Raw genomic sequence first — 21,321 nt, 5'->3', positions numbered from 1 at the left:
TGTAACGAAGATTAGTGACAATGTGAGTACTTCCCTTGAATCCCTGAATCTGATCCCCATAATAAGCCAAGTTAGCGAGATGAATGCGAAAAAAACGCGGAGAAATTCATGAGTAGTAAAGAACAGAAAACGCCTGAGGGGCAAGCCCCGGAAGAAATTATCATGGATCAGCACGAAGAAGTTGAGGCGGTTGAATCAGACGCTTCTGCTGAGCAGGTGGATCCGCGCGATGAAAAAATTGCGAATCTTGAAGCTCAGCTTGCTGAAGCCGAAACTCGCGAGCGCGACAGCGTGTTGCGTATCAAAGCGGAAATGGAAAACCTGCGTCGTCGTACCGAACTTGACGTAGAAAAAGCGCATAAGTTTGCGCTGGAAAAATTTGTCAACGAACTGCTGCCGGTGCTGGATAGTCTGGACCGTGCGCTGGAAGTGGCGGACAAAGATAATGACGCTATGGCGGCGATGGTTGAAGGTATTGAGCTGACCCGTAAGTCAATGCTGGATGTCGTGGCGAAGTTTGGCGTACAGGTGGTTGCGGATATCGATGTGCCGATGGACCCGAATGTGCACCAGGCAATTGCAATGGTCGAGTCTGACGAAGTTGCTGCCGGTAATGTGCTGATGGTAATGCAAAAAGGCTATACCCTGAACGGACGTACCATCCGCGCCGCGATGGTCTCTGTGGCGAAAGCCAAAGGCTAATCAGCCTTCAGGTCGGGTAATGCTCACGCGCTACCCGGCCTGAATTACGCTCACTGGTCCGACACGCTTTCTCGTAGCGGCTTGACCGGCAATACCTGCACCTGTTTAATCATATTGTCCTGCACGTCGAGTATATCGATATCGTACTGCCCAATACGCACACGCGTGCCGGCCACTGGGATCTCTTCCAGCGCTTCAAGAATAATACCGTTCACAGTACGAGCGTCATCTTCCGGCAGATGCCAGTTAAACGCCTTATTGATTTCACGAACGTTGGCGCTGCCGTCAATGATCACCGAGCCATCATTCTGTGGCGTTACCTCTTCGGCAAGCGTGGGTGACATTGAGGTGGTGAAATCGCCGACAATTTCTTCCAGAATATCCTCGACCGTGACCAGCCCCTGAATATCGCCATATTCATTGACGACCAATCCCACTTTCTTCTTATTTCGCTGAAACTTAATGAGCTGGGTGCTGAGCGGCGTGCCTTCCGGTACGTAATATATCTCGTCGGCGGCGCGTAACATGGTCTCTTTAGTGAACTCTTTTTTCTCGGCCATCAATCGCCAGGCTTCACGTACGCGCAGCATGCTGATGGCGTCGTCCAGCGAGTCGCGATAAAGCACAATACGGCCGTGCGGGGAGTGCGAAAGCTGACGCACGATTGACTTCCAGTCATCGTTAATATCAATGCCGATGATTTCGTTACGCGGGATCATGATGTCATCGACGCTGACTTTTTCCAGATCCAGCACTGACAGCAGCATATCCTGGTTACGGCGTGAGATTTGCGAGCGCGATTCATTCACCAGCGTTCGCAGCTCATCTTTACTCAGCGAACCGCTCACTACGATATCCGTTTTGATGCCCATCATGCGCATCAGCAGCCGCGTGATGGTATTGAGTAGCCATACCAAGGGCATCATCAGAATCTGCAGGGGAGCCAGCAGGACGCTGCTTGGATAGGCGACTTTTTCCGGATACAGCGCGGCGATGGTCTTTGGTAATACTTCGGCAAAAACCAGTACTACAAACGTCAGTACCCCGGTGGCAATGGCGACGCCTGCATCGCCATACAGGCGCATACCGACAATGGTGCCGAGCGCGGAGGCCAGAATATTCACCAGATTATTACCGATGAGCACCAGGCTTATCAGGCGATCCGGCTTGCGAAGTAACTTTTCAACGCGTTTTGCCTGACGATTTCCCTGCTTGGCCCGATGACGTAGACGGTAGCGATTCAGGGTCATCATTCCGGTTTCAGAACCGGAAAAATAGGCGGAAATGACCACCATGATGAGAAGCGTGACAATGAGCGTGGTGGTGGAGATGTGTTCCACGTAGGGTTCCTTAAAGATTTAACTCACGAACTGCTGCAGTATACGGCTGCCGAAATAGGCCAGCGTCAGAATGACTGCGCCTGCGACGTTAAACCATACGACGCGACGTCCGCGCCAGCCTTCATGGTAATGCCCCCACAACAGAACGATATAGACAAACCATGCCACGATAGAGAGAACGGCTTTATCAATGTTCTCGGTACTGAACAGGTTATGCATGTAAAACAGGCCAGTGCACAGGGTGAGCGTCAGCAGAACCACGCCAATTTGGGTGATATGAAACATTTTCCGCTCAATACTCATCAGCGGCGGCATCTCATTGCTGAAGGCCAGTTTTTTGTTTTTCAGTTGGTAATCGATCCATGCCAGCTGTAGTGCATAGAGCGCGGCGATAATCAGCGTGGCGTAAGCGAACAACGATAGCCCGATGTGAATCATCATGCCCGGCGTAGCCTCGAGATGAGTGATGAACTCGTTAGGCATAAACGTGGCGAAGGCAAGGTTTATCAGCGCAAAGGCGTAGACAATGGGCAGCAATAGCCAGCCACGATTACGGGAAGCGACGATGGTCATTACCGTACAAATCATCAGGCTAACCAGCGAGCCGACGTTCAACAGACTCAGGTTTTGTCCGCTTTCACCGCCGGGCAGAATACGCGCTTCCAGGGCGATAGCATGGCTTACCAGCGCGACGGCCGCAGAGAAAATAGCCATACGCCGCCAGCCGCTGTTTTTTTGCAGCAGAGCGGGAATAATCAGCGCGAGGCTGACTGAGTAGGCGACAAGGGCAAGCAGAGCAAAAACGGGCATATAGGTGTCGACAGTTGGCCAGTGATAAAGAAAAGCAGTATAGCGTTACGTGACCGCTGCTCCAACCGTTGCATAACAACAAAGGCGGCTTCATGTTATACTGCGACAAATTTCTGTTGATGTGTCGCTGTCGCGACCGACCGTTTCCACCCCAGGCGAGAGACAATGTTTGATAATTTAACCGATCGTTTGTCGCGCACGCTGCGCAATATCAGTGGCCGTGGACGCCTTACTGAAGACAACGTTAAAGAGACGCTGCGCGAAGTGCGCATGGCGCTGCTGGAGGCTGACGTAGCGCTGCCAGTAGTGCGTGAGTTTATCAATCGCGTAAAAGAGAAAGCGGTTGGTCATGAAGTTAACAAAAGCCTGACGCCGGGTCAGGAGTTCGTCAAGATTGTCCGTAACGAACTGGTTGCGGCAATGGGCGAAGAAAACCAGACCCTGAATCTGGCAGCGCAGCCACCAGCCGTGGTACTGATGGCGGGCCTGCAGGGTGCGGGTAAAACGACCAGCGTCGGTAAGCTGGGTAAATTCCTGCGCGAGAAGCACAAGAAGAAAGTGCTGGTGGTCTCCGCGGACGTGTATCGCCCGGCGGCGATCAAACAGCTGGAAACGCTGGCCGAGCAGGTTGGTGTCGACTTCTTCCCGTCAGATGTCGGTCAGAAGCCGGTCGATATCGTTAACGCCGCGCTGAAAGAAGCCAAACTCAAATTCTACGATGTGCTGCTGGTGGATACCGCCGGTCGTCTGCACGTTGATGAAGCGATGATGGACGAAATCAAACAGGTCCACGCTTCGATCAAGCCGGTAGAAACGCTGTTTGTGGTCGACGCGATGACCGGTCAGGATGCCGCGAATACGGCAAAAGCCTTTAACGAAGCGCTGCCGTTAACCGGTGTGGTGCTGACTAAAGTTGATGGTGATGCCCGTGGCGGTGCGGCGCTCTCTATTCGTCATATCACTGGCAAGCCGATTAAATTCCTCGGCGTCGGCGAGAAAACCGAAGCGCTGGAGCCGTTCCACCCGGACAGGATTGCTTCACGTATTCTCGGCATGGGCGACGTGCTGTCGCTGATCGAAGATATCGAAAGCAAGGTTGACCGCGCGCAGGCAGAGAAATTAGCCAGCAAGCTGAAAAAAGGCGATGGCTTCGATCTCAACGATTTCCTTGAGCAGCTCAACCAGATGAAAAACATGGGCGGCATGGCAAGCCTGATGGGCAAGCTGCCGGGCATGGGTCAGATTCCTGACAACGTGAAATCGCAGATGGACGATAAAGTGCTGGTGCGTATGGAAGCCATCATCAACTCGATGACGATGAAAGAACGCGCTAAGCCGGAAATCATCAAAGGTTCCCGTAAACGCCGTATTGCTGCCGGTTGCGGTATGCAGGTACAGGACGTAAACCGCCTTCTGAAACAGTTCGACGACATGCAGCGCATGATGAAGAAAATGAAGAAAGGCGGAATGGCGAAGATGATGCGTGGTATGAAGGGGATGATGCCGCCAGGATTCCCAGGCCGCTAATCGGCCTGGCTTGTTTGCCATTTCGGCACCGGGGTGTGCTCGCCATCCTCACGTACTGCGTGTACGCTCCGGTGGCTGCGCGCACGCCGGCACCGAACTGACTGCACCGCCAACGGCCTTTTATAGCAGAGTTATCAACTGCTGATTGCATTTTCCCCAGAAATCAGTAAAATTTTCGGGCTTTTAATATGACACCCGGGCTCCGTTCCTCGATGGGGCCTGGGTGTTTTATTCACACAAGAGGATGTTATGGTTACTATTCGTTTAGCTCGTCACGGCGCTAAAAAGCGTCCGTTCTACCAGGTTGTTGTTACCGACAGCCGTAATGCACGCAACGGTCGCTTCATCGAGCGCGTTGGCTTCTTTAACCCAATCGCTAGCGAAAAAGAAGAAGGCACTCGCCTGGATCTGGATCGCATCGCTCACTGGGTTGGCCAGGGCGCGACTATTTCTGATCGCGTAGCTACGCTGATCAAAGCAGCAAACAAAGCAGCTTAATCTGTCACGGTGGTCATGATGAGCAAGCAACTCGCCGCACAGGCTCCTGTAGAACCCATCGTTTTGGGGAAAATGGGGTCTTCTTACGGTATCCGTGGTTGGCTCAGAGTGTTTTCTTCCACTGAAGACGCCGAAAGCATTTTTGACTATCAGCCCTGGTTTATCCAGAAGGCGGGTCAGTGGCAGCAAGTACAGCTGGAAAGCTGGAAGCACCACAATCAGGATCTGATCATCAAGCTGAAAGGCGTTGACGATCGTGATTCGGCGAATCTACTGACTAATTGCGAAATTGTCGTGGATTCCTCGCAGTTGCCAGCGCTGGAAGATGGTTCCTATTACTGGAAAGACCTTATGGGCTGCCAGGTAGTGACCACTGAAGGCTACGATCTCGGTAAAGTTGTCGATATGATGGAAACCGGTTCGAATGACGTCATCGTCATCAAGGCAAACCTGAAAGATGCGTTTGGTATCAAGGAACGTCTTGTACCGTTCCTCGATGGGCAGGTTATCAAGAAAGTCGATCTCGCTACTCGTACTATCGAAGTAGATTGGGATCCTGGTTTTTAAACCACCGGATAAACGGTAAAAGTCGGCGTTATGGGGATTGGCTTGTGTTTATAGGTATCGTTAGCCTGTTTCCAGAAATGTTCCGCGCAATTACCGATTACGGGGTAACTGGCCGGGCAGTAAAAAATGGCCTGCTGAACATCCAGAGCTGGAGTCCTCGTGACTTTACTCATGACCGGCACCGTACCGTGGACGATCGTCCTTACGGCGGCGGACCGGGGATGTTAATGATGGTGCAACCTTTACGGGACGCCATTCATGCAGCAAAAGCTGCGGCTGGTGAAGGCGCAAAGGTGATTTATCTGTCACCTCAGGGACGCAAGCTTGATCAAGCGGGCGTTAGCGAACTGGCCACGAATCAAAAGCTGATTCTGGTATGTGGTCGCTATGAAGGAATAGATGAGCGCGTGATTCAAACCGAAATTGACGAAGAATGGTCAATCGGCGATTACGTACTCAGCGGTGGTGAGTTACCGGCAATGACGCTGATCGACTCCGTTTCCCGGTTTATTCCGGGAGTTCTGGGTCATGAGGCTTCGGCAATCGAAGATTCGTTTGCTGATGGGTTGCTGGATTGCCCGCACTATACCCGACCTGAAGTGTTAGAGCAGATGGAAGTACCGGCGGTGTTACTGTCGGGGAACCACGCTGAGATACGTCGCTGGCGTTTGAAGCAGTCGTTGGGCCGGACCTGGCTTAGAAGACCTGAACTTCTGGAAAACCTGGCTCTGACTGAAGAGCAAGCAAGGTTGCTGGCGGAGTTCAAAAAGGAACACGCACAACAGCAACATAAACATGATGGGCAGGCGTAAGCCCCCAATATCAGTTTACCCAGGATAAGAGATTAAATTATGAGCAACATTATTAAGCAACTTGAACAAGAACAGATGAAGCAGGACGTACCTTCCTTCCGTCCGGGTGATACCGTGGAAGTGAAAGTATGGGTTGTTGAAGGTTCCAAAAAACGTCTGCAGGCATTCGAGGGCGTGGTTATCGCTATTCGTAACCGCGGTCTGCACTCTGCATTCACTGTTCGTAAAATTTCCAACGGCGAAGGCGTTGAGCGTGTCTTCCAGACTCACTCTCCGGTAGTTGACAGCATTGCTGTTAAACGTCGTGGTGCTGTTCGTAAAGCTAAACTGTACTACCTGCGTGAGCGCACTGGTAAGTCTGCTCGTATCAAAGAGCGTCTTAACTAAGATTCGCGCAAGCGACATCCTGTTAGAAAAGGGCTGGCCGAAAGGCTGGCCCTTTTTTTATCCCGACATTTACTCTTTTGTTCTTTATGGCAATGGAATGACTGCGCGGTGCGCAGCCAGTGGGGAGTGATTATGGTGTCGCGATCACGACCGCAACGCGGCGGTTTTCAGCACGACCTTTTGAGGTCTGGTTACTGGCGATCGGGTATTTCTTCCCGAGGCCCTGGGTTGTCAGGTTGGTGCGGGGGATGTTGGCGCCCTTTGCCCAGGCATCGGCAACCACATTCGCGCGTTTGAGCGACAGCGCTTCGTTGTAGCTGTCTTCGCCGTAGTTATCGGTATGACCATCCAGGCGCGCATGGTTAAGCCCGGTAGCAGCCAGTTTGGATGCCATTTCCTGGATCTGCTTTTCGCTTTCAGGACGGAGCTTATAGTCGTTTTTGTCAAACAGAATGTTGTCAGACAGGCCAAGAGACCAGTCTCCGGAAGCTTCGGTAAATCCGTACGATTTCATGGCTGCAATTTGCTCTGGGGTAAATTTTCCCTGAGGTGCCTGACAGCCCGCCAAAATCAGTAAAAGCAGAAGAAGCGGCGACAATAGACGTTTTAGCATGTGTGTAATTCCTTATTTTTTAATAATGCGTTCAGCACGCAAATTTTTGGCCTGATACATATTTTGATCGGCAAGTTCTTGTAATTTCTCGGCAGAGGCGTGTTCCCACGTCAGCGCAAAACCAATGCTGAGTGTCATGCTTGCCAGATGACCATTATGCAGGTCAAAAGGTCGGTTAAACTCTTGTGACAGTGCCGCGCAGATCCGCTGAACTTCGTATTCAGAGTGAACGCTGTAAAGCACCATAGCGAACTCATCGCCGCCAAGCCTGTATGGGTGATGTCGAGTTCCACCAAACTCGGACAGCCTTTTTGCCACTTCAATCAGGACCCGATCCCCCGCTGCGTGGCCCCAGGTATCATTTATAAATTTAAAATTATCACCATCAAGAAATAACAATGCGGAACTGCTGTGCGCGGCATCGTCATTCATCAGGGCGTTAATACTGCTGCGAAATGCGGCGCGATTCGCCAGGCCCGTCAAAGGATCGTGTAGAGCGGTACGCAAAAGCTGGGCGTTTTTTGCCTGCAGTCGCAGCTGCCACTCTTCCATCTCGTCCAGCAGACTATTAAAGTCCTGGGCAAAAAGATGAAACTCTTCAATGCGCTCTTCTGAAACGCGTCGTGAAAAATTACGGTTGGTACGAACATCATGTACCACCTCGGTGATATTTTGCAGAGCTTCCACGACGCCATTATGTAAATAGCGAGTGAGCATTAATGCAATGCCAGACGCTAACAGAATGCACCCGGTAAGAACGGCCAGTGACAAATAAATGAAATGACTGATAACGCTATCGCGCGCAGTCAATCGTACTTCGCCGATGACGTTGCCATTATGCAAGATCGGCTGAGTAACCGGTTGTGGGAACAGCCAGTGGCTGATCATACCGCTGATTTTTTCGGTCGTATCCTGCGCGTTATAGCACCAGGTGGCGATTACCTTCTGGTTTTTATTACGTACTTCTGCAACGGAAAATTGCCCCTGTTGGCCCAGCGCCGCCAGCGTTTCAGTTGCCGCGACACCATCAGAAAAGACGAGCGCTGCTTCAAGCGTGCGGGTCATGGTTGCTGCGGTCAGATCCAGGTTCTTTTGCGCATACTGCCTCAGTGCCAGCACGGAAGATATGCTGAGCAGCAGCCAGATCAGCGTCATGGTTACCAGAACGCTGATTATGCTGATACGCCGCAATGTCCGCTTAAACGTCGGGCGTGTTATGGGAGAATGGTCCTTATCCATGCTTATTATTCCGTGCAAGCATCAATACGTCTGGACTGACCCTTACGCCGCTGCGTGAAAGGGAATCCATATTTACGGAAAATCTCACATCTTCATCTTTAATTATGAGGCAAAAAGCGCTGCCAATAATGCATTCGGGATTCTGTTCAGCAATTAATAGCAATGCCTTAGACGGATATTTATTCTTTAATTCCACCTGATAAGTAGGGGATTCTTTTCCAAAATAAAAACCGTCACACTGCGAAACTAATATTTCTTGTTCCGTACGAATGATGACGGGAAGATAGGGTAATGCACCAGCACTGGTATCTTTCAGAACACTGGAAAAACGCGATGAAGAGAAAATACACAGTTTGGGGGGCCCGGACAGTGCGGGCCAACGTGTATAACTGACGATGCCGGAAACCATAGCGCGTACAGATTTCGCTTCTTCCGTAACGCTTTGGGCGTACAGCGGTAATCCGGTCAGGAGCAGTGCCAGTAGAAGTATGAGTCGGTAAGAATAGCTCATGAATAGTTACCTACCAGCGTTTGCCGTAAAACGTCGAAATACATTCAAGATTGTTTAGGACAAAATAACATTATTTTCCTAAGCCGTCATTATGCCAGGGATAAAGCAACAGATGATTTAAGTAAAATCTTAGTGATTAATAAAATATAACCTATTGTTTAGTTTAATCTTATTGAGGCAGCACCTTCGGTTGCCCCTTTTTGCCAGGCGCTGTGTAACTGGTCAACATTTTCGACCGTATCACAACTTGCGGGAAAGGTTTTCCCGGTCAAACCCCTGGCATAAACAAAATCCTGCTGGCAGGTTTTACGTTGTCCCTCGGCGTAACCCTTAAGATATTTCGTACGATCGACTTCAGGGTCATTGTAGTTGTCGGCAAGAGTTTCATTATCTTTAACGGCATACCCCGAAATGGCATCTTGTATCCCGGCATCGTACCAGTCGGTACCCGTCCAGGTTGGGGCGTGGGTATAGGGATCTATCTGGCATCCGCTAATAAATAATAGAAATAAGGTGCTGATGAATTGCTTCATTGCCTGTACTCCTTCGTTTTTGTAAGCATAGCGGATCTGAATATTGGTTGGTGTAAATTTAAGTGTACATTAATGATGGCTGATTTTGGCTTTAAATTGCATGTTGTAAATTAAAATTTACGGATTGTGGATTGAAATCTTTACCCATTATGTTATCGTTATCTCCTCCTCGCTGAGGATCAACTATCGCAAACGAGCTAAACAGGATCACCATCATGCAAAAAGACGCGCTGAACAACGTACATATTACCGACGAACAGGTTCTGATGACTCCGGAGCAGCTGAAAGCTGAATTCCCGTTGAGCCAGGCGCAAGAAGCGCAAATCTCCCAGTCGCGTAAAACCATTTCAGATATTATCTCCGGTCGCGATCCGCGTCTGTTGGTGGTATGTGGCCCGTGCTCCATTCACGATCCTGAAATGGCTATTGAGTACGCTCGTCGATTTAAAGCCCTTGCCGCAGAGGTCAGCGATAGCCTCTACCTGGTGATGCGCGTCTATTTTGAAAAACCCCGTACCACCGTCGGCTGGAAAGGGTTAATTAACGATCCTCATATGGATGGCTCTTTTGATGTTGAAGCAGGCCTGAAAATTGCGCGTCAGCTGCTGCTTGAACTGGTGAATATGGGACTACCGCTGGCAACTGAAGCGCTTGATCCAAATAGCCCGCAATACCTGGGCGATCTGTTTAGCTGGTCCGCAATCGGTGCCCGAACCACGGAATCGCAGACCCACCGCGAAATGGCTTCCGGTCTTTCGATGCCGGTTGGCTTTAAGAACGGTACCGACGGTAGCCTGGCGACCGCTATTAACGCCATGCGCGCGGCGGCACAGTCACACCGCTTTGTTGGTATTAACCAGGCCGGGCAGGTTGCGCTGCTGCAAACTCAGGGAAATCCAGACGGTCACGTGATCCTGCGCGGGGGTAAAGCGCCGAACTACAGCCCGGCAGATGTCGCCCAGTGCGAAAAAGAGATGGAGCAGGCGGGACTACGACCTTCTCTGATGGTAGATTGCAGTCATGGTAATTCCAATAAAGATTACCGCCGTCAGCCTGCCGTGGCTGAATCCGTGATTGCACAAATCAAAGATGGCAATCGCTCGATCATTGGGTTGATGATTGAAAGTAATATTCACGAAGGCAACCAGTCCTCTGAACAGCCGCGCAGCGAAATGAAATACGGCGTGTCCGTAACCGATGCCTGCATTAGCTGGGAAATGACGGATGCGCTACTGCGTGAAATTAGCCAGGATTTAAACGGCCAGCTGTCGGCGCGTGTAGCATAAGAGGTTGGTTATGGTTGCTGAATTGACCGCATTACGCGATCAAATTGATGAAGTCGACAAGGCGCTGCTGGATTTACTGGCACGCCGCCTGGAGCTGGTTGCCGAAGTCGGTGAAGTAAAAAGCCGCTTTGGACTGCCAATCTACGTGCCGGAACGGGAAGCCTCTATGCTGGCCTCCCGCCGGGCGGAAGCGGAAGCACTTGGCGTGCCGCCGGACCTGATTGAAGATGTGCTGCGCCGTGTTATGCGCGAATCTTATTCCAGTGAGAACGATAAAGGGTTTAAAACGCTCTGTCCTTCTCTGCGACCGGTGGTGATTGTCGGCGGCGGCGGTCAGATGGGGCGTCTGTTTGAAAAAATGCTCACCCTGTCAGGTTATCAGGTACGGATCCTGGAACAGCAGGACTGGGATCGCGCGCCGGAGATTGTCTCTGATGCCGGCATGGTGATCGTCAGTGTGCCGATCCACGTCACCGAGCAGGTGATCGCCAAATTACCGCGTCTGCCGTCCGACTGTATTCTGGTGGATCTGGCTTCGGTGAAAAACGGTCCTTTGCAGGCGATGCTGGCGGCGCACGACGGCCCGGTGGTGGGATTACACCCAATGTTTGGTCCGGATAGCGGCAGTCTGGCCAAGCAGGTCGTTGTCTGGTGTGACGGACGTCAGCCGGAAGCTTATCAGTGGTTTCTGGAACAGATTCAGGTGTGGGGCGCGCGTCTGCATCGGATCAGCGCCGTTGAACATGACCAGAATATGGCGTTTATTCAGGCATTGCGTCACTTTGCGACCTTTGCTTATGGTCTGCATTTAGCGGAAGAGAATGTTCAGCTTGAGCAGTTGCTGGCGCTATCTTCTCCGATTTACCGCCTTGAGCTGGCGATGGTCGGACGTTTGTTTGCCCAGGATCCGCAGCTTTATGCCGATATCATTATGTCGTCTGAGAGCAACCTTGCGCTGATCAAACGCTACTACCAACGTTTTGGCGAGGCGATCGGTTTACTGGAGCAGGGCGATAAGCAAGCGTTTATCGACAGCTTCCGTAAGGTGGAGCACTGGTTCGGCGATTATGCCAAACGCTTCCAGAGTGAAAGCCGTACTTTGTTGCGCCAGGCGAATGACAGCCGTCCTTAAGTAAGATGTCGGATGGCGGCTTCGCCTTATCTGGCCTACAAAAGTCGCATGAATTGTAGGCCGGATAAGCGTAGCGCCATCCGGAAAATTAAGATTGTCAGCTCGGATCCACCGGCACCACGTTCTCGCTCGGATAGCAGCCCAGCACTTTCATCGAACGCGTAATCTCACCCAACTCCTTCAACGCTTTTTGCATCTGCGGGGATTCCAGGTTGGCCTGGATATCAAGATAAAACATCTCTTCCCACGGATTGCCGTGAATCGGGCGTGACTCCAGTTTAGTCATAATCAGATTATGGTTACGCAGTACCAGCAGCGCTTCAACCAGCGCACCGGCTTGTTGTCCTGTCGCCATCAGCAGCGTTGTTTTCGCCGGAACCTGGTCGGAAACATTGATTGCTTTGCGCGCCAGTACCACGAAGCGGGTGATGTTTTGCGTCTGGTTAGCTTCAATGTGTTCAAGCACCTGCAAACCATACAGTACGCCTCCGGCTTCGCTCCCCAGCGCCGCCACGCGGGGTGAGTTAGCCTGCGCAACTTTTTCCATCGCCGCAGAGGTGCTTTCGGTGTACTCAATCTTCCAGTGTGGGTAACGACCGAGGAACTTGCTGCACTGCTGGAACGGCTGCGGATGGCTATATACCGTTTCAATGGTCTCGAGATCCGTCGTGCCAGACACCAGGACACAGTGGTCTATCGTAATGGTCATTTCGCCAACGATAGACAGGCTGGTGTGCTGTAGTAGGTCGTAAACGTCGTTAATCCCACCGGAACTGGTGTTTTCAATCGGAACCACTGCGTAGTCAGCTTGTCCGGTTTCGACCTGATTAAAGATATCGGCAAATTTCGCGCAGCCGCTTTCAATAAATTGCTCAAAATGACGGGCAGCATACTGACGTGCGGCGAGATGGGAATATGACCCTTTTGGTCCGAGGAAAGCTACGCGCGCCGAGTGCGGGTTAATTTTGTTCAGATGCTGCTGCAGCAGTGCCTGTTGAGTCAGGACGGAGTCTTCGATGATGAGCTGGAACAGGCGAGTAATGTAGTGAGCATCGAGATGATGTGCTTTGCCAAGCTGAATGAGTCGGTCCAACAGATCACGTTCACGGTCGATATCACGAACCGGACGATGAGAAAGCAGTTTAGCTTTGCCAACTTCTACGGCCAGTCCACGTCGCTCAGCCAGCAGGGCCAGTAATTTTTCATCCAGCGTGCTGATCTTATCGCGCAGCGCCAGCAATGGGTTTTCCGATGTCATAGTGTTGCCTTTCTTGTTATCAATAAAAAAGGCCCCCCGTTTTGGGAGGCCTTATTGTTCGTCTTCGCATTCTTTATCACACGACGAAACGCCTCCCATTCAGGGGAAGGTAAAAAAGAATGCGAAGAAGAACGGGATAAGTTTCATTTAATTTTCCTTTGGCTACGTCAGTAAAGTACCCGTACTGTTTTCACCCTGTCAACAAAAAACGCGCCCGAAGGCGCGTTGGCGATACACTCAATGTAAGGGACTACTCTTCTTCTGCTTCGACGAAGTTGGCGTCTTTGACTGAAGTTGTGGCACGACGGGCTTCGCCTTTGTGCTGCACTTTATTGAGCTGCCGTTCCAGCTTGTTGATCAAATCGTTAATTGCGGTGTACATATCCTCGTGTTTTGCGCTGGCGACCAGATGTCCGTTCGGTGTATTGATGGTGGCATCAGCAATGAAACCCTGTGGCTCCTTAGACAGAATGATATGTGGATTAATCAGATGAGTTTGCCATTTTTCTAGTTTGGCGAGACGGTCTGCGACATGCTGGCGAATTGCCGGAGTAATTTCCATTTGTTTACTGGTAATGTTCATTGTCATAAATTTTACCTCTTGTCTTTCCCGTCTTGGTGATTCCAGCATACCGTTCCTAATGTCAAAATGTGTGATCTAAATCACATTATTTTGTCGCTTTTTGTCAAGAAAACCTTTTTGTGAGGCATAGCAGGAACAAGCGATTTTTTACTTGAGGAATACCTGAAAGCAGGCCATATTTGATGAGATGCGTCGAAGCTAAACCGCTTCAGTGATGACGTTAATGGATAAAAAAACGGCAGCCGTTGGGCTGCCGTTTTGCATTCTGAGGTAAATCAGGTGTTGCTGCTGTTGGCGGCAATAATTTTTGCTACTTTTTCTGCCTGCGCATTCATCTGCATCTGGCGATAAGCGTTTTCCATCAACGGCAGAGCATTACGTGTTGCCTGAGTATCAGGGAAGTCACGCAGCATGCCTTCCACACGGTTTACCACGGCAACCCATGCACCGCGGGCAGTGTAATATTCCGCAACGGAATATTCATACTTCGCCAGACGATCTTTCAGGAACACCAGACGTTTAGTGGCGTCAGTGGTGTACTGGCTGTTCGGATAGCCACGTACCAGCTTGGAAAAGTCATTAAACGCAGCTCGGGCATGTTGCGGATCGCGATCGCTGCGATCAACACCAAAGAATCCTTGCAGTGCGCTATCATCCAACGCCATATTGGTCAGGCCACGCATATACATGACATAATCAATGTTAGGGTGTGTCGGGTTAAGACGGATAAAACGATCGATGGCAGCCTGAGCAAGTGGCAGATCGGCGTTTTTGTAGTAGGCGTATATGAGATCTAATTGCACCTGCTGAGAATACGGTCCAAATGGATAACGGTTATCCAACGCTTCCAATTGCGTTATTGCCTGTTTCCAGTTACCGTCCTGCAGCTTTTGCTGAGCAGTCGCGTAGATTTCATTTGGCGGATTATCGGGCACCTCTTCCTTTGAACCAGAGCAACCCGCCAAAAACAGGCTCAACGTGGCTGCTGCCACCAGATATTTCATGCGCGTCATGACGTTTTGACTTTCCTCAAAATGTTTTACGGGAGATTCTCTGTTCCTGCTCCCGGTTAAGACCAGCTACAATAGCACACTATATTAAACGGCAAAGCCGTAAAACCCAACGTTAAACGAAGAAGCAGTTTATGGCACAACGAGTAGAACTCACCGCAACAGTCTCCGAAAATCAGCTCGGTCAACGCTTAGATCAGGCTTTGGCCGAATTGTTCCCTGATTATTCGCGATCGCGCATAAAAGAATGGATCCTCGACCAGCGCGTACTGGTAAATGGCAATCTTTGCGATAAACCGAAAGAAAAAGTGTTGGGCGGAGAGCGCGTCTCCATCAATGCAGAAATTGATGAAGAGGTTCGTTTTGAGCCTCAGGATATCCCACTGGATATCGTTTATGAAGATGACGATATTCTTGTCATCAACAAGCCCCGTGACCTCGTAGTGCATCCGGGCGCCGGGAATCCTGATGGTACGGTATTGAATGCGTTGCTGCATTACTATCCGCCAATCGCGGATGTTCCTCGTGCGGGTATCGTACATCGTCTGGATAAAGACACGACCGGATTAATGGTGGTGGCAAAGACCGTTCCGGCGCAAACACGTCTGGTGGAGTCGCTGCAGTTGCGTGAAATCACTCGTGAGTACGAAGCCGTGGCGATTGGTCACATGACGGCAGGCGGAACCGTTGAGGAACCGATTAGCCGTCACCCGACCAAACGTACGCACATGGCGGTGCATCCAATGGGTAAACCGGCGGTGACGCACTATCGCATTATGGAACACTTCCGTGTGCACACGCGTCTGCGGTTGCGTCTGGAAACCGGACGTACGCACCAGATCCGCGTGCATATGGCGCATATCACCCATCCGCTGGTAGGCGATCAGGTCTACGGCGGCCGTCCGCGTCCACCGAAAGGCGCTTCAGACGAATTTATCTCCGTGCTGCGTAAATTTGACCGTCAGGCGCTGCACGCGACTATGCTGCGCCTGTATCACCCAATTTCCGGTATCGAAATGGAATGGCACGCGCCTATACCACAAGATATGGTGCAATTGATTGCAGTGATGCGCGCTGATTTCGAAGAACATAAGGATGATATTGCCTGGCTATGAGTAAGCTAATTGTCCCGCAGTGGCCGATACCGCAAGGTGTTGCGGCGTGTAGTTCTACCCGTATTGGCGGTGTCAGTATGCCGCCTTACGATTCGCTGAATCTGGGCGCCCATTGCGGCGATAACCCGGAGCATGTTGAAGAGAACCGCAAACGACTGTTTGCTGCGGGCAATCTGCCGTCAAAGCCTGTCTGGCTGGAGCAGGTCCACGGTAAGGATGTCCTGAAACTGACCGGCGGGCCTTACGCCTCCAAACGTGCTGATGCTTCATACAGCAACACGCCGGGCACCGTCTGTGCGGTGATGACGGCCGATTGTCTGCCTGTGCTGTTTTGTAATCGCGCGGGAACGGAAGTCGCGGCGGCACATGCGGGTTGGCGCGGATTATGCGCCGGCGTACTGGAAGAGACGGTAGCGTGTTTTGCCGATAAACCTGAAAACATTATTGCCTGGTTAGGCCCGGCGATTGGCCCGAACGCGTTTGAAGTGGGGCCAGAAGTTCGCGCAGCGTTCATGGCGAAAGATCCGCAAGCGGACCTTGCATTTGTACCGCATGGCGACAAATACCTGGCGAATATTTATCAGCTTGCGCGCCAGCGGCTGGCAAATGTCGGCGTAGAGAACGTCCACGGCGGCGACCGCTGCACCTTCAGCGAAAGTGAGACGTTCTTCTCTTATCGTCGCGACAATACCACGGGTCGTATGGCAAGTTTTATTTGGCTGATATAACCTAAAGAATCAAGACGATCCGGTACGCGTAATTTTCTTTTCACATAATTCAGGTCATTCACCTTGAATAATTGAGGGATGACCTCATTTAATCTCCAGTAGCAATTTTGGCCTGTTATGGGAGGAGTTATGCGTCTGGATCGTCTTACTAATAAATTCCAGCTTGCTCTTGCCGATGCCCAGTCACTCGCATTGGGGCACGACAATCAATTCATCGAACCACTTCATCTAATGAGCGCCTTGCTGAATCAGGAAGGGGGATCGGTACGTCCTTTATTAACGTCTGCCGGCATTAATGCTGGCCAGTTACGTACAGCCATTGACCAGGCGTTGAGCCGGTTGCCGCAGGTAGAAGGTACCGGCGGTGACGTTCAGCCTTCTCAGGATCTGGTGCGTGTACTGAATCTTTGCGACAAGCTGGCGCAAAAACGTGGGGACAACTTTATTTCGTCAGAACTGTTCGTTCTGGCGGCGCTTGAGTCACGCGGTACGCTGACCGACTTATTAAAATCAGCAGGTGCTTCGACCGCCAATATCACTCAGGCAATTGAACAAATGCGTGGAGGTGAAAGCGTGAATGACCAGGGGGCTGAAGACCAACGTCAGGCCTTGAAAAAATATACCGTCGATCTGACCGAACGTGCCGAACAGGGCAAACTCGATCCGGTAATCGGGCGTGATGAAGAAATTCGCCGCACCATTCAGGTGCTGCAACGTCGTACTAAAAATAACCCGGTGTTAATCGGGGAACCCGGTGTCGGTAAAACCGCCATCGTGGAAGGTCTGGCCCAACGTATCATCAATGGTGAAGTGCCGGAAGGCTTAAAAGGTCGCCGTGTGCTGGCGTTGGATATGGGCGCGCTGGTGGCTGGGGCTAAATATCGTGGTGAGTTTGAAGAACGCTTAAAAGGTGTGCTGAACGATCTCTCGAAACAGGAAGGCAATGTCATTCTGTTTATTGATGAGCTGCATACCATGGTAGGTGCAGGTAAAGCCGATGGCGCCATGGACGCCGGGAACATGCTGAAACCGGCGCTGGCGCGTGGGGAACTGCACTGCGTAGGCGCAACAACGCTTGATGAATATCGCCAGTACATCGAAAAAGATGCGGCGCTGGAACGTCGTTTCCAGAAAGTGTTTGTGGCTGAGCCAAGCGTTGAAGATACCATCGCGATTCTGCGCGGCCTGAAAGAGCGTTATGAGCTGCACCACCATGTGCAGATTACTGACCCGGCGATTGTTGCGGCAGCAACGCTGTCTCACCGCTACATTGCCGATCGTCAGTTGCCGGATAAAGCTATCGACCTTATTGATGAGGCGGCATCCAGCATTCGTATGCAGATTGACTCCAAGCCGGAGGAACTCGACAGGCTCGACCGCCGTATTATCCAGCTCAAACTGGAACAGCAGGCATTAATGAAAGAGTCTGATGAGGCGAGTAAAAAACGTCTCGATATGCTCAATGAAGAGCTGGACGACAAAGAGCGCCAGTATTCTGAGTTGGAAGAAGAGTGGAAAGCTGAAAAAGCATCCCTCTCGGGAACGCAAACTATCAAGGCTGAGCTGGAGCAGGCAAAAATTGCCATCGAACAGGCGCGTCGCGTCGGCGACCTGGCGCGGATGTCTGAATTGCAGTACGGCAAAATTCCTGAACTGGAAAAACAGCTGGAAGCAGCCACCCAGTCTGAAGGCAAAACCATGCGTCTGCTGCGTAACAAAGTCACGGACGCAGAAATTGCGGAAGTGCTGGCGCGCTGGACCGGGATCCCGGTTGCTCGCATGCTGGAAGGCGAACGGGAAAAACTGTTGCGTATGGAGCAGGAGCTGCATAGCCGCGTGATTGGCCAGAATGAAGCGGTGGAAGCCGTTTCTAACGCCATCCGTCGTAGCCGCGCGGGCTTGTCCGATCCGAATCGTCCGATTGGCTCATTCCTGTTCCTTGGCCCAACCGGTGTCGGTAAAACTGAGCTGTGCAAAGCGCTGGCAAACTTTATGTTCGACAGTGATGATGCAATGGTGCGTATCGATATGTCCGAGTTTATGGAGAAACACTCGGTGTCTCGTCTGGTTGGCGCGCCTCCGGGATATGTCGGTTATGAAGAGGGGGGGTACCTGACGGAAGCGGTACGTCGTCGTCCTTACTCTGTCATCCTGCTGGATGAAGTGGAGAAAGCGCACCCGGATGTATTCAACATTCTGTTGCAGGTGCTTGACGATGGTCGTCTGACTGACGGACAGGGGAGAACGGTCGATTTCCGTAATACGGTTGTCATCATGACCTCGAATCTGGGGTCGGATCTGATTCAGGAACGCTTTGGTGAGCTGGATTACGGCCACATGAAGGATATGGTGCTGGGCGTCGTGAGCCATAACTTCCGCCCGGAATTCATCAACCGTATAGATGAGGTTGTTGTATTCCATCCGTTGGGTGAGCAGCACATTGCTTCTATTGCTCAGATCCAACTGCAGCGTCTGTACAAACGTCTGGAAGAGCGTGGCTATGAAATCCATATCTCTGACGAGGCGCTTAAGCTGCTGAGTGCGAATGGTTACGATCCGGTGTATGGCGCACGTCCATTAAAACGCGCTATCCAACAACAGATCGAAAACCCTCTGGCGCAGCAAATCCTGTCTGGTGAGCTGATTCCAGGCAAAACGATTCGCCTGGAAGTGAATGACGATCGTATTGTGGCAGTGCAGTAAGTCACAAACGACAATAAACGAGCCCTGCGGGGCTCGTTTTTGTTTAAAAACCAGGCGAAAATTGAACTATTGGTTGAAAAGTAATCGCTTGATAGGTTTTTTGTATTTTTAACTTGTCAGCCTGAAATAACTCCCTATAATGCGCCTCCACTGACACGGAGCAACGGATTACAAGCCGCCGGGTCAGCGGGGAAAGGCGATAATAATCGCTTGACTCTGTAGCGGGATGGCGTAATATGCACACCCCGCGCCGCTGAGAAAAAGCGAAGCGGCACTGCTCTTTAACAATTTATCAGACAATCTGTGTGGGCACTCGAAGATACGGATTCTTAACGTCGCAAGACGAAAAATGAATACCAAGTCTCTGAGTGAACATACGTAATTCATTACGAAGTTTAATTCACGAGCATCAAACTTAAATTGAAGAGTTTGATCATGGCTCAGATTGAACGCTGGCGGCAGGCCTAACACATGCAAGTCGAACGGTAGCACAGAGAGCTTGCTCTCGGGTGACGAGTGGCGGACGGGTGAGTAATGTCTGGGAAACTGCCCGATGGAGGGGGATAACTACTGGAAACGGTAGCTAATACCGCATAACGTCGCAAGACCAAAGAGGGGGACCTTCGGGCCTCTTGCCATCGGATGTGCCCAGATGGGATTAGCTAGTAGGTGGGGTAACGGCTCACCTAGGCGACGATCCCTAGCTGGTCTGAGAGGATGACCAGCCACACTGGAACTGAGACACGGTCCAGACTCCTACGGGAGGCAGCAGTGGGGAATATTGCACAATGGGCGCAAGCCTGATGCAGCCATGCCGCGTGTATGAAGAAGGCCTTCGGGTTGTAAAGTACTTTCAGCGAGGAGGAAGGCATTAAGGTTAATAACCTTAGTGATTGACGTTACTCGCAGAAGAAGCACCGGCTAACTCCGTGCCAGCAGCCGCGGTAATACGGAGGGTGCAAGCGTTAATCGGAATTACTGGGCGTAAAGCGCACGCAGGCGGTCTGTCAAGTCGGATGTGAAATCCCCGGGCTCAACCTGGGAACTGCATCCGAAACTGGCAGGCTAGAGTCTTGTAGAGGGGGGTAGAATTCCAGGTGTAGCGGTGAAATGCGTAGAGATCTGGAGGAATACCGGTGGCGAAGGCGGCCCCCTGGACAAAGACTGACGCTCAGGTGCGAAAGCGTGGGGAGCAAACAGGATTAGATACCCTGGTAGTCCACGCCGTAAACGATGTCGACTTGGAGGTTGTGCCCTTGAGGCGTGGCTTCCGGAGCTAACGCGTTAAGTCGACCGCCTGGGGAGTACGGCCGCAAGGTTAAAACTCAAATGAATTGACGGGGGCCCGCACAAGCGGTGGAGCATGTGGTTTAATTCGATGCAACGCGAAGAACCTTACCTACTCTTGACATCCAGAGAACTTAGCAGAGATGCTTTGGTGCCTTCGGGAACTCTGAGACAGGTGCTGCATGGCTGTCGTCAGCTCGTGTTGTGAAATGTTGGGTTAAGTCCCGCAACGAGCGCAACCCTTATCCTTTGTTGCCAGCGGTTAGGCCGGGAACTCAAAGGAGACTGCCAGTGATAAACTGGAGGAAGGTGGGGATGACGTCAAGTCATCATGGCCCTTACGAGTAGGGCTACACACGTGCTACAATGGCATATACAAAGAGAAGCGACCTCGCGAGAGCAAGCGGACCTCATAAAGTATGTCGTAGTCCGGATTGGAGTCTGCAACTCGACTCCATGAAGTCGGAATCGCTAGTAATCGTGGATCAGAATGCCACGGTGAATACGTTCCCGGGCCTTGTACACACCGCCCGTCACACCATGGGAGTGGGTTGCAAAAGAAGTAGGTAGCTTAACCTTCGGGAGGGCGCTTACCACTTTGTGATTCATGACTGGGGTGAAGTCGTAACAAGGTAACCGTAGGGGAACCTGCGGTTGGATCACCTCCTTACCTTAAAGAA

The 21,321-nt window shown here is 51.4% G+C and carries 21 protein-coding genes, 1 rRNA gene and 1 other annotated feature; of the genes, 12 read left to right on the top strand and 10 right to left on the bottom strand.

All coding sequences use genetic code 11. The features are described 5' to 3' along the window. Nucleotides 1-108: 108 nt before the first annotated feature. Nucleotides 109-702: a nucleotide exchange factor GrpE gene (gene grpE / locus OGV80_RS14485; RefSeq protein ID WP_043017972.1), complete on the top strand. Its 594-nt coding sequence runs from the start codon at nt 109-111 to the stop codon at nt 700-702. A 50-nt stretch (nt 703-752) separates the two neighbouring features. Here grpE and OGV80_RS14480 read toward each other — a convergent pair whose 3' ends face one another. Beyond that, a complete protein-coding gene (locus OGV80_RS14480; protein ID WP_008324538.1) occupies nt 753-2,042 on the bottom strand; it encodes an HlyC/CorC family transporter in 1,290 nt (429 codons plus the stop codon). Nucleotides 2,043-2,060: 18 nt separating this feature from the next. Next, entirely contained in the window at nt 2,061-2,852 is a 792-nt protein-coding gene (locus OGV80_RS14475; protein ID WP_043017239.1) for a cytochrome C assembly family protein, read from the bottom strand. A 165-nt stretch (nt 2,853-3,017) separates the two neighbouring features. Here OGV80_RS14475 and ffh point away from each other — a divergent pair, with 165 nt between their 5' ends. From ffh to rplS, 5 genes are all read left to right on the top strand, one after another. Beyond that, nucleotides 3,018-4,379, top strand: a complete 1,362-nt coding sequence (gene ffh, locus OGV80_RS14470) for a signal recognition particle protein (protein WP_003031226.1) — start codon at nt 3,018-3,020, stop codon at nt 4,377-4,379. A 249-nt stretch (nt 4,380-4,628) separates the two neighbouring features. Continuing rightward, complete coding sequence (gene rpsP / locus OGV80_RS14465) at nt 4,629-4,877, top strand: 30S ribosomal protein S16 (RefSeq protein ID WP_003031228.1); 249 nt, start codon at nt 4,629-4,631, stop codon at nt 4,875-4,877. A gap of 18 nt (nt 4,878-4,895) precedes the next feature. Continuing rightward, a complete protein-coding gene (rimM, locus tag OGV80_RS14460) occupies nt 4,896-5,444 on the top strand; it encodes a ribosome maturation factor RimM (RefSeq protein ID WP_003031230.1) in 549 nt (182 codons plus the stop codon). Nucleotides 5,445-5,488: 44 nt separating this feature from the next. Continuing rightward, complete coding sequence (gene trmD, locus OGV80_RS14455) at nt 5,489-6,256, top strand: tRNA (guanosine(37)-N1)-methyltransferase TrmD (protein ID WP_003031232.1); 768 nt, start codon at nt 5,489-5,491, stop codon at nt 6,254-6,256. Nucleotides 6,257-6,295: 39 nt separating this feature from the next. Then, nucleotides 6,296-6,643 (top strand): 50S ribosomal protein L19, encoded by a 348-nt coding sequence (rplS, locus tag OGV80_RS14450; RefSeq protein WP_002914145.1) that lies wholly within the window; start codon nt 6,296-6,298, stop codon nt 6,641-6,643. 130 nt (nt 6,644-6,773) lie between these two features. Here rplS and OGV80_RS14445 read toward each other — a convergent pair whose 3' ends face one another. The 4 genes from OGV80_RS14445 to OGV80_RS14430 form a co-directional block, all read right to left on the bottom strand. Next, on the bottom strand, nt 6,774-7,256 hold the full coding sequence (locus tag OGV80_RS14445; RefSeq protein ID WP_043017238.1) for an OmpA family protein: 483 nt from the start codon (nt 7,254-7,256) through the stop codon (nt 6,774-6,776). Nucleotides 7,257-7,268: 12 nt separating this feature from the next. Beyond that, complete coding sequence (gene dgcN, locus OGV80_RS14440) at nt 7,269-8,495, bottom strand: diguanylate cyclase DgcN/YfiN (protein ID WP_286515182.1); 1,227 nt, start codon at nt 8,493-8,495, stop codon at nt 7,269-7,271. Continuing rightward, nucleotides 8,488-9,006 carry a regulatory sequestration protein YfiR gene (yfiR, locus tag OGV80_RS14435; protein ID WP_043017236.1) on the bottom strand — a complete coding sequence of 173 codons (519 nt, stop codon included), beginning with the start codon at nt 9,004-9,006 and terminating at the stop codon, nt 8,488-8,490. Before yfiR ends, dgcN begins: the two co-directional genes overlap by 8 nt. Before the next feature lie 158 nt (nt 9,007-9,164). Beyond that, complete coding sequence (locus OGV80_RS14430; RefSeq protein ID WP_043017971.1) at nt 9,165-9,539, bottom strand: DUF2799 domain-containing protein; 375 nt, start codon at nt 9,537-9,539, stop codon at nt 9,165-9,167. 215 nt (nt 9,540-9,754) lie between these two features. Between OGV80_RS14430 and aroF the strand changes: the two genes are divergently transcribed. After that, nucleotides 9,755-10,825 carry a 3-deoxy-7-phosphoheptulonate synthase AroF gene (gene aroF / locus OGV80_RS14425; protein ID WP_016154067.1) on the top strand — a complete coding sequence of 357 codons (1,071 nt, stop codon included), beginning with the start codon at nt 9,755-9,757 and terminating at the stop codon, nt 10,823-10,825. 10 nt (nt 10,826-10,835) lie between these two features. Next, nucleotides 10,836-11,957, top strand: coding sequence for a bifunctional chorismate mutase/prephenate dehydrogenase (tyrA, locus tag OGV80_RS14420; RefSeq protein ID WP_003826456.1), 1,122 nt, complete (start codon nt 10,836-10,838; stop codon nt 11,955-11,957). 97 nt (nt 11,958-12,054) lie between these two features. On the opposite strand, the gene pheA is transcribed toward tyrA, so the two are convergent. From pheA to bamD, 4 genes are all read right to left on the bottom strand, one after another. Continuing rightward, complete coding sequence (gene pheA, locus OGV80_RS14415) at nt 12,055-13,215, bottom strand: bifunctional chorismate mutase/prephenate dehydratase (protein WP_075145815.1); 1,161 nt, start codon at nt 13,213-13,215, stop codon at nt 12,055-12,057. 22 nt (nt 13,216-13,237) lie between these two features. Beyond that, nucleotides 13,238-13,363: a sequence feature (Phe leader region), on the bottom strand. Further along, nucleotides 13,315-13,362: a pheA operon leader peptide PheL gene (gene pheL / locus OGV80_RS14410; RefSeq protein WP_101706155.1), complete on the bottom strand. Its 48-nt coding sequence runs from the start codon at nt 13,360-13,362 to the stop codon at nt 13,315-13,317. (Overlaps the previous feature by 48 nt.) Nucleotides 13,364-13,465: 102 nt before the next feature. Then, a complete protein-coding gene (raiA, locus tag OGV80_RS14405) occupies nt 13,466-13,804 on the bottom strand; it encodes a ribosome-associated translation inhibitor RaiA (protein ID WP_003031244.1) in 339 nt (112 codons plus the stop codon). Between the two features lie 269 nt (nt 13,805-14,073). Continuing rightward, a complete protein-coding gene (gene bamD, locus OGV80_RS14400; protein WP_043017234.1) occupies nt 14,074-14,811 on the bottom strand; it encodes an outer membrane protein assembly factor BamD in 738 nt (245 codons plus the stop codon). A gap of 131 nt (nt 14,812-14,942) precedes the next feature. Here bamD and rluD point away from each other — a divergent pair, with 131 nt between their 5' ends. The 4 genes from rluD (at nt 14,943) to OGV80_RS14380 (ending at nt 21,311) form a co-directional block, all read left to right on the top strand. Next, on the top strand, nt 14,943-15,923 hold the full coding sequence (gene rluD / locus OGV80_RS14395) for a 23S rRNA pseudouridine(1911/1915/1917) synthase RluD (protein WP_043017233.1): 981 nt from the start codon (nt 14,943-14,945) through the stop codon (nt 15,921-15,923). Further along, on the top strand, nt 15,920-16,651 hold the full coding sequence (yfiH, locus tag OGV80_RS14390) for a purine nucleoside phosphorylase YfiH (RefSeq protein ID WP_080626219.1): 732 nt from the start codon (nt 15,920-15,922) through the stop codon (nt 16,649-16,651). Before rluD ends, yfiH begins: the two co-directional genes overlap by 4 nt. Before the next feature lie 129 nt (nt 16,652-16,780). Next, complete coding sequence (gene clpB / locus OGV80_RS14385) at nt 16,781-19,354, top strand: ATP-dependent chaperone ClpB (RefSeq protein WP_043017231.1); 2,574 nt, start codon at nt 16,781-16,783, stop codon at nt 19,352-19,354. A gap of 417 nt (nt 19,355-19,771) precedes the next feature. Then, nucleotides 19,772-21,311: ribosomal RNA gene (locus tag OGV80_RS14380) — 16S ribosomal RNA — on the top strand. Nucleotides 21,312-21,321 lie beyond the last annotated feature (10 nt).

The sequence above is a fragment of the Citrobacter sp. Ce119 genome, assembly GCF_030334525.1.
In the GTDB taxonomy this organism is placed as follows: domain Bacteria; phylum Pseudomonadota; class Gammaproteobacteria; order Enterobacterales; family Enterobacteriaceae; genus Citrobacter; species Citrobacter europaeus.
Note: the sequence above shows the minus strand (reverse complement) of the source record. Positions and strands in the feature narration are given on the sequence as shown.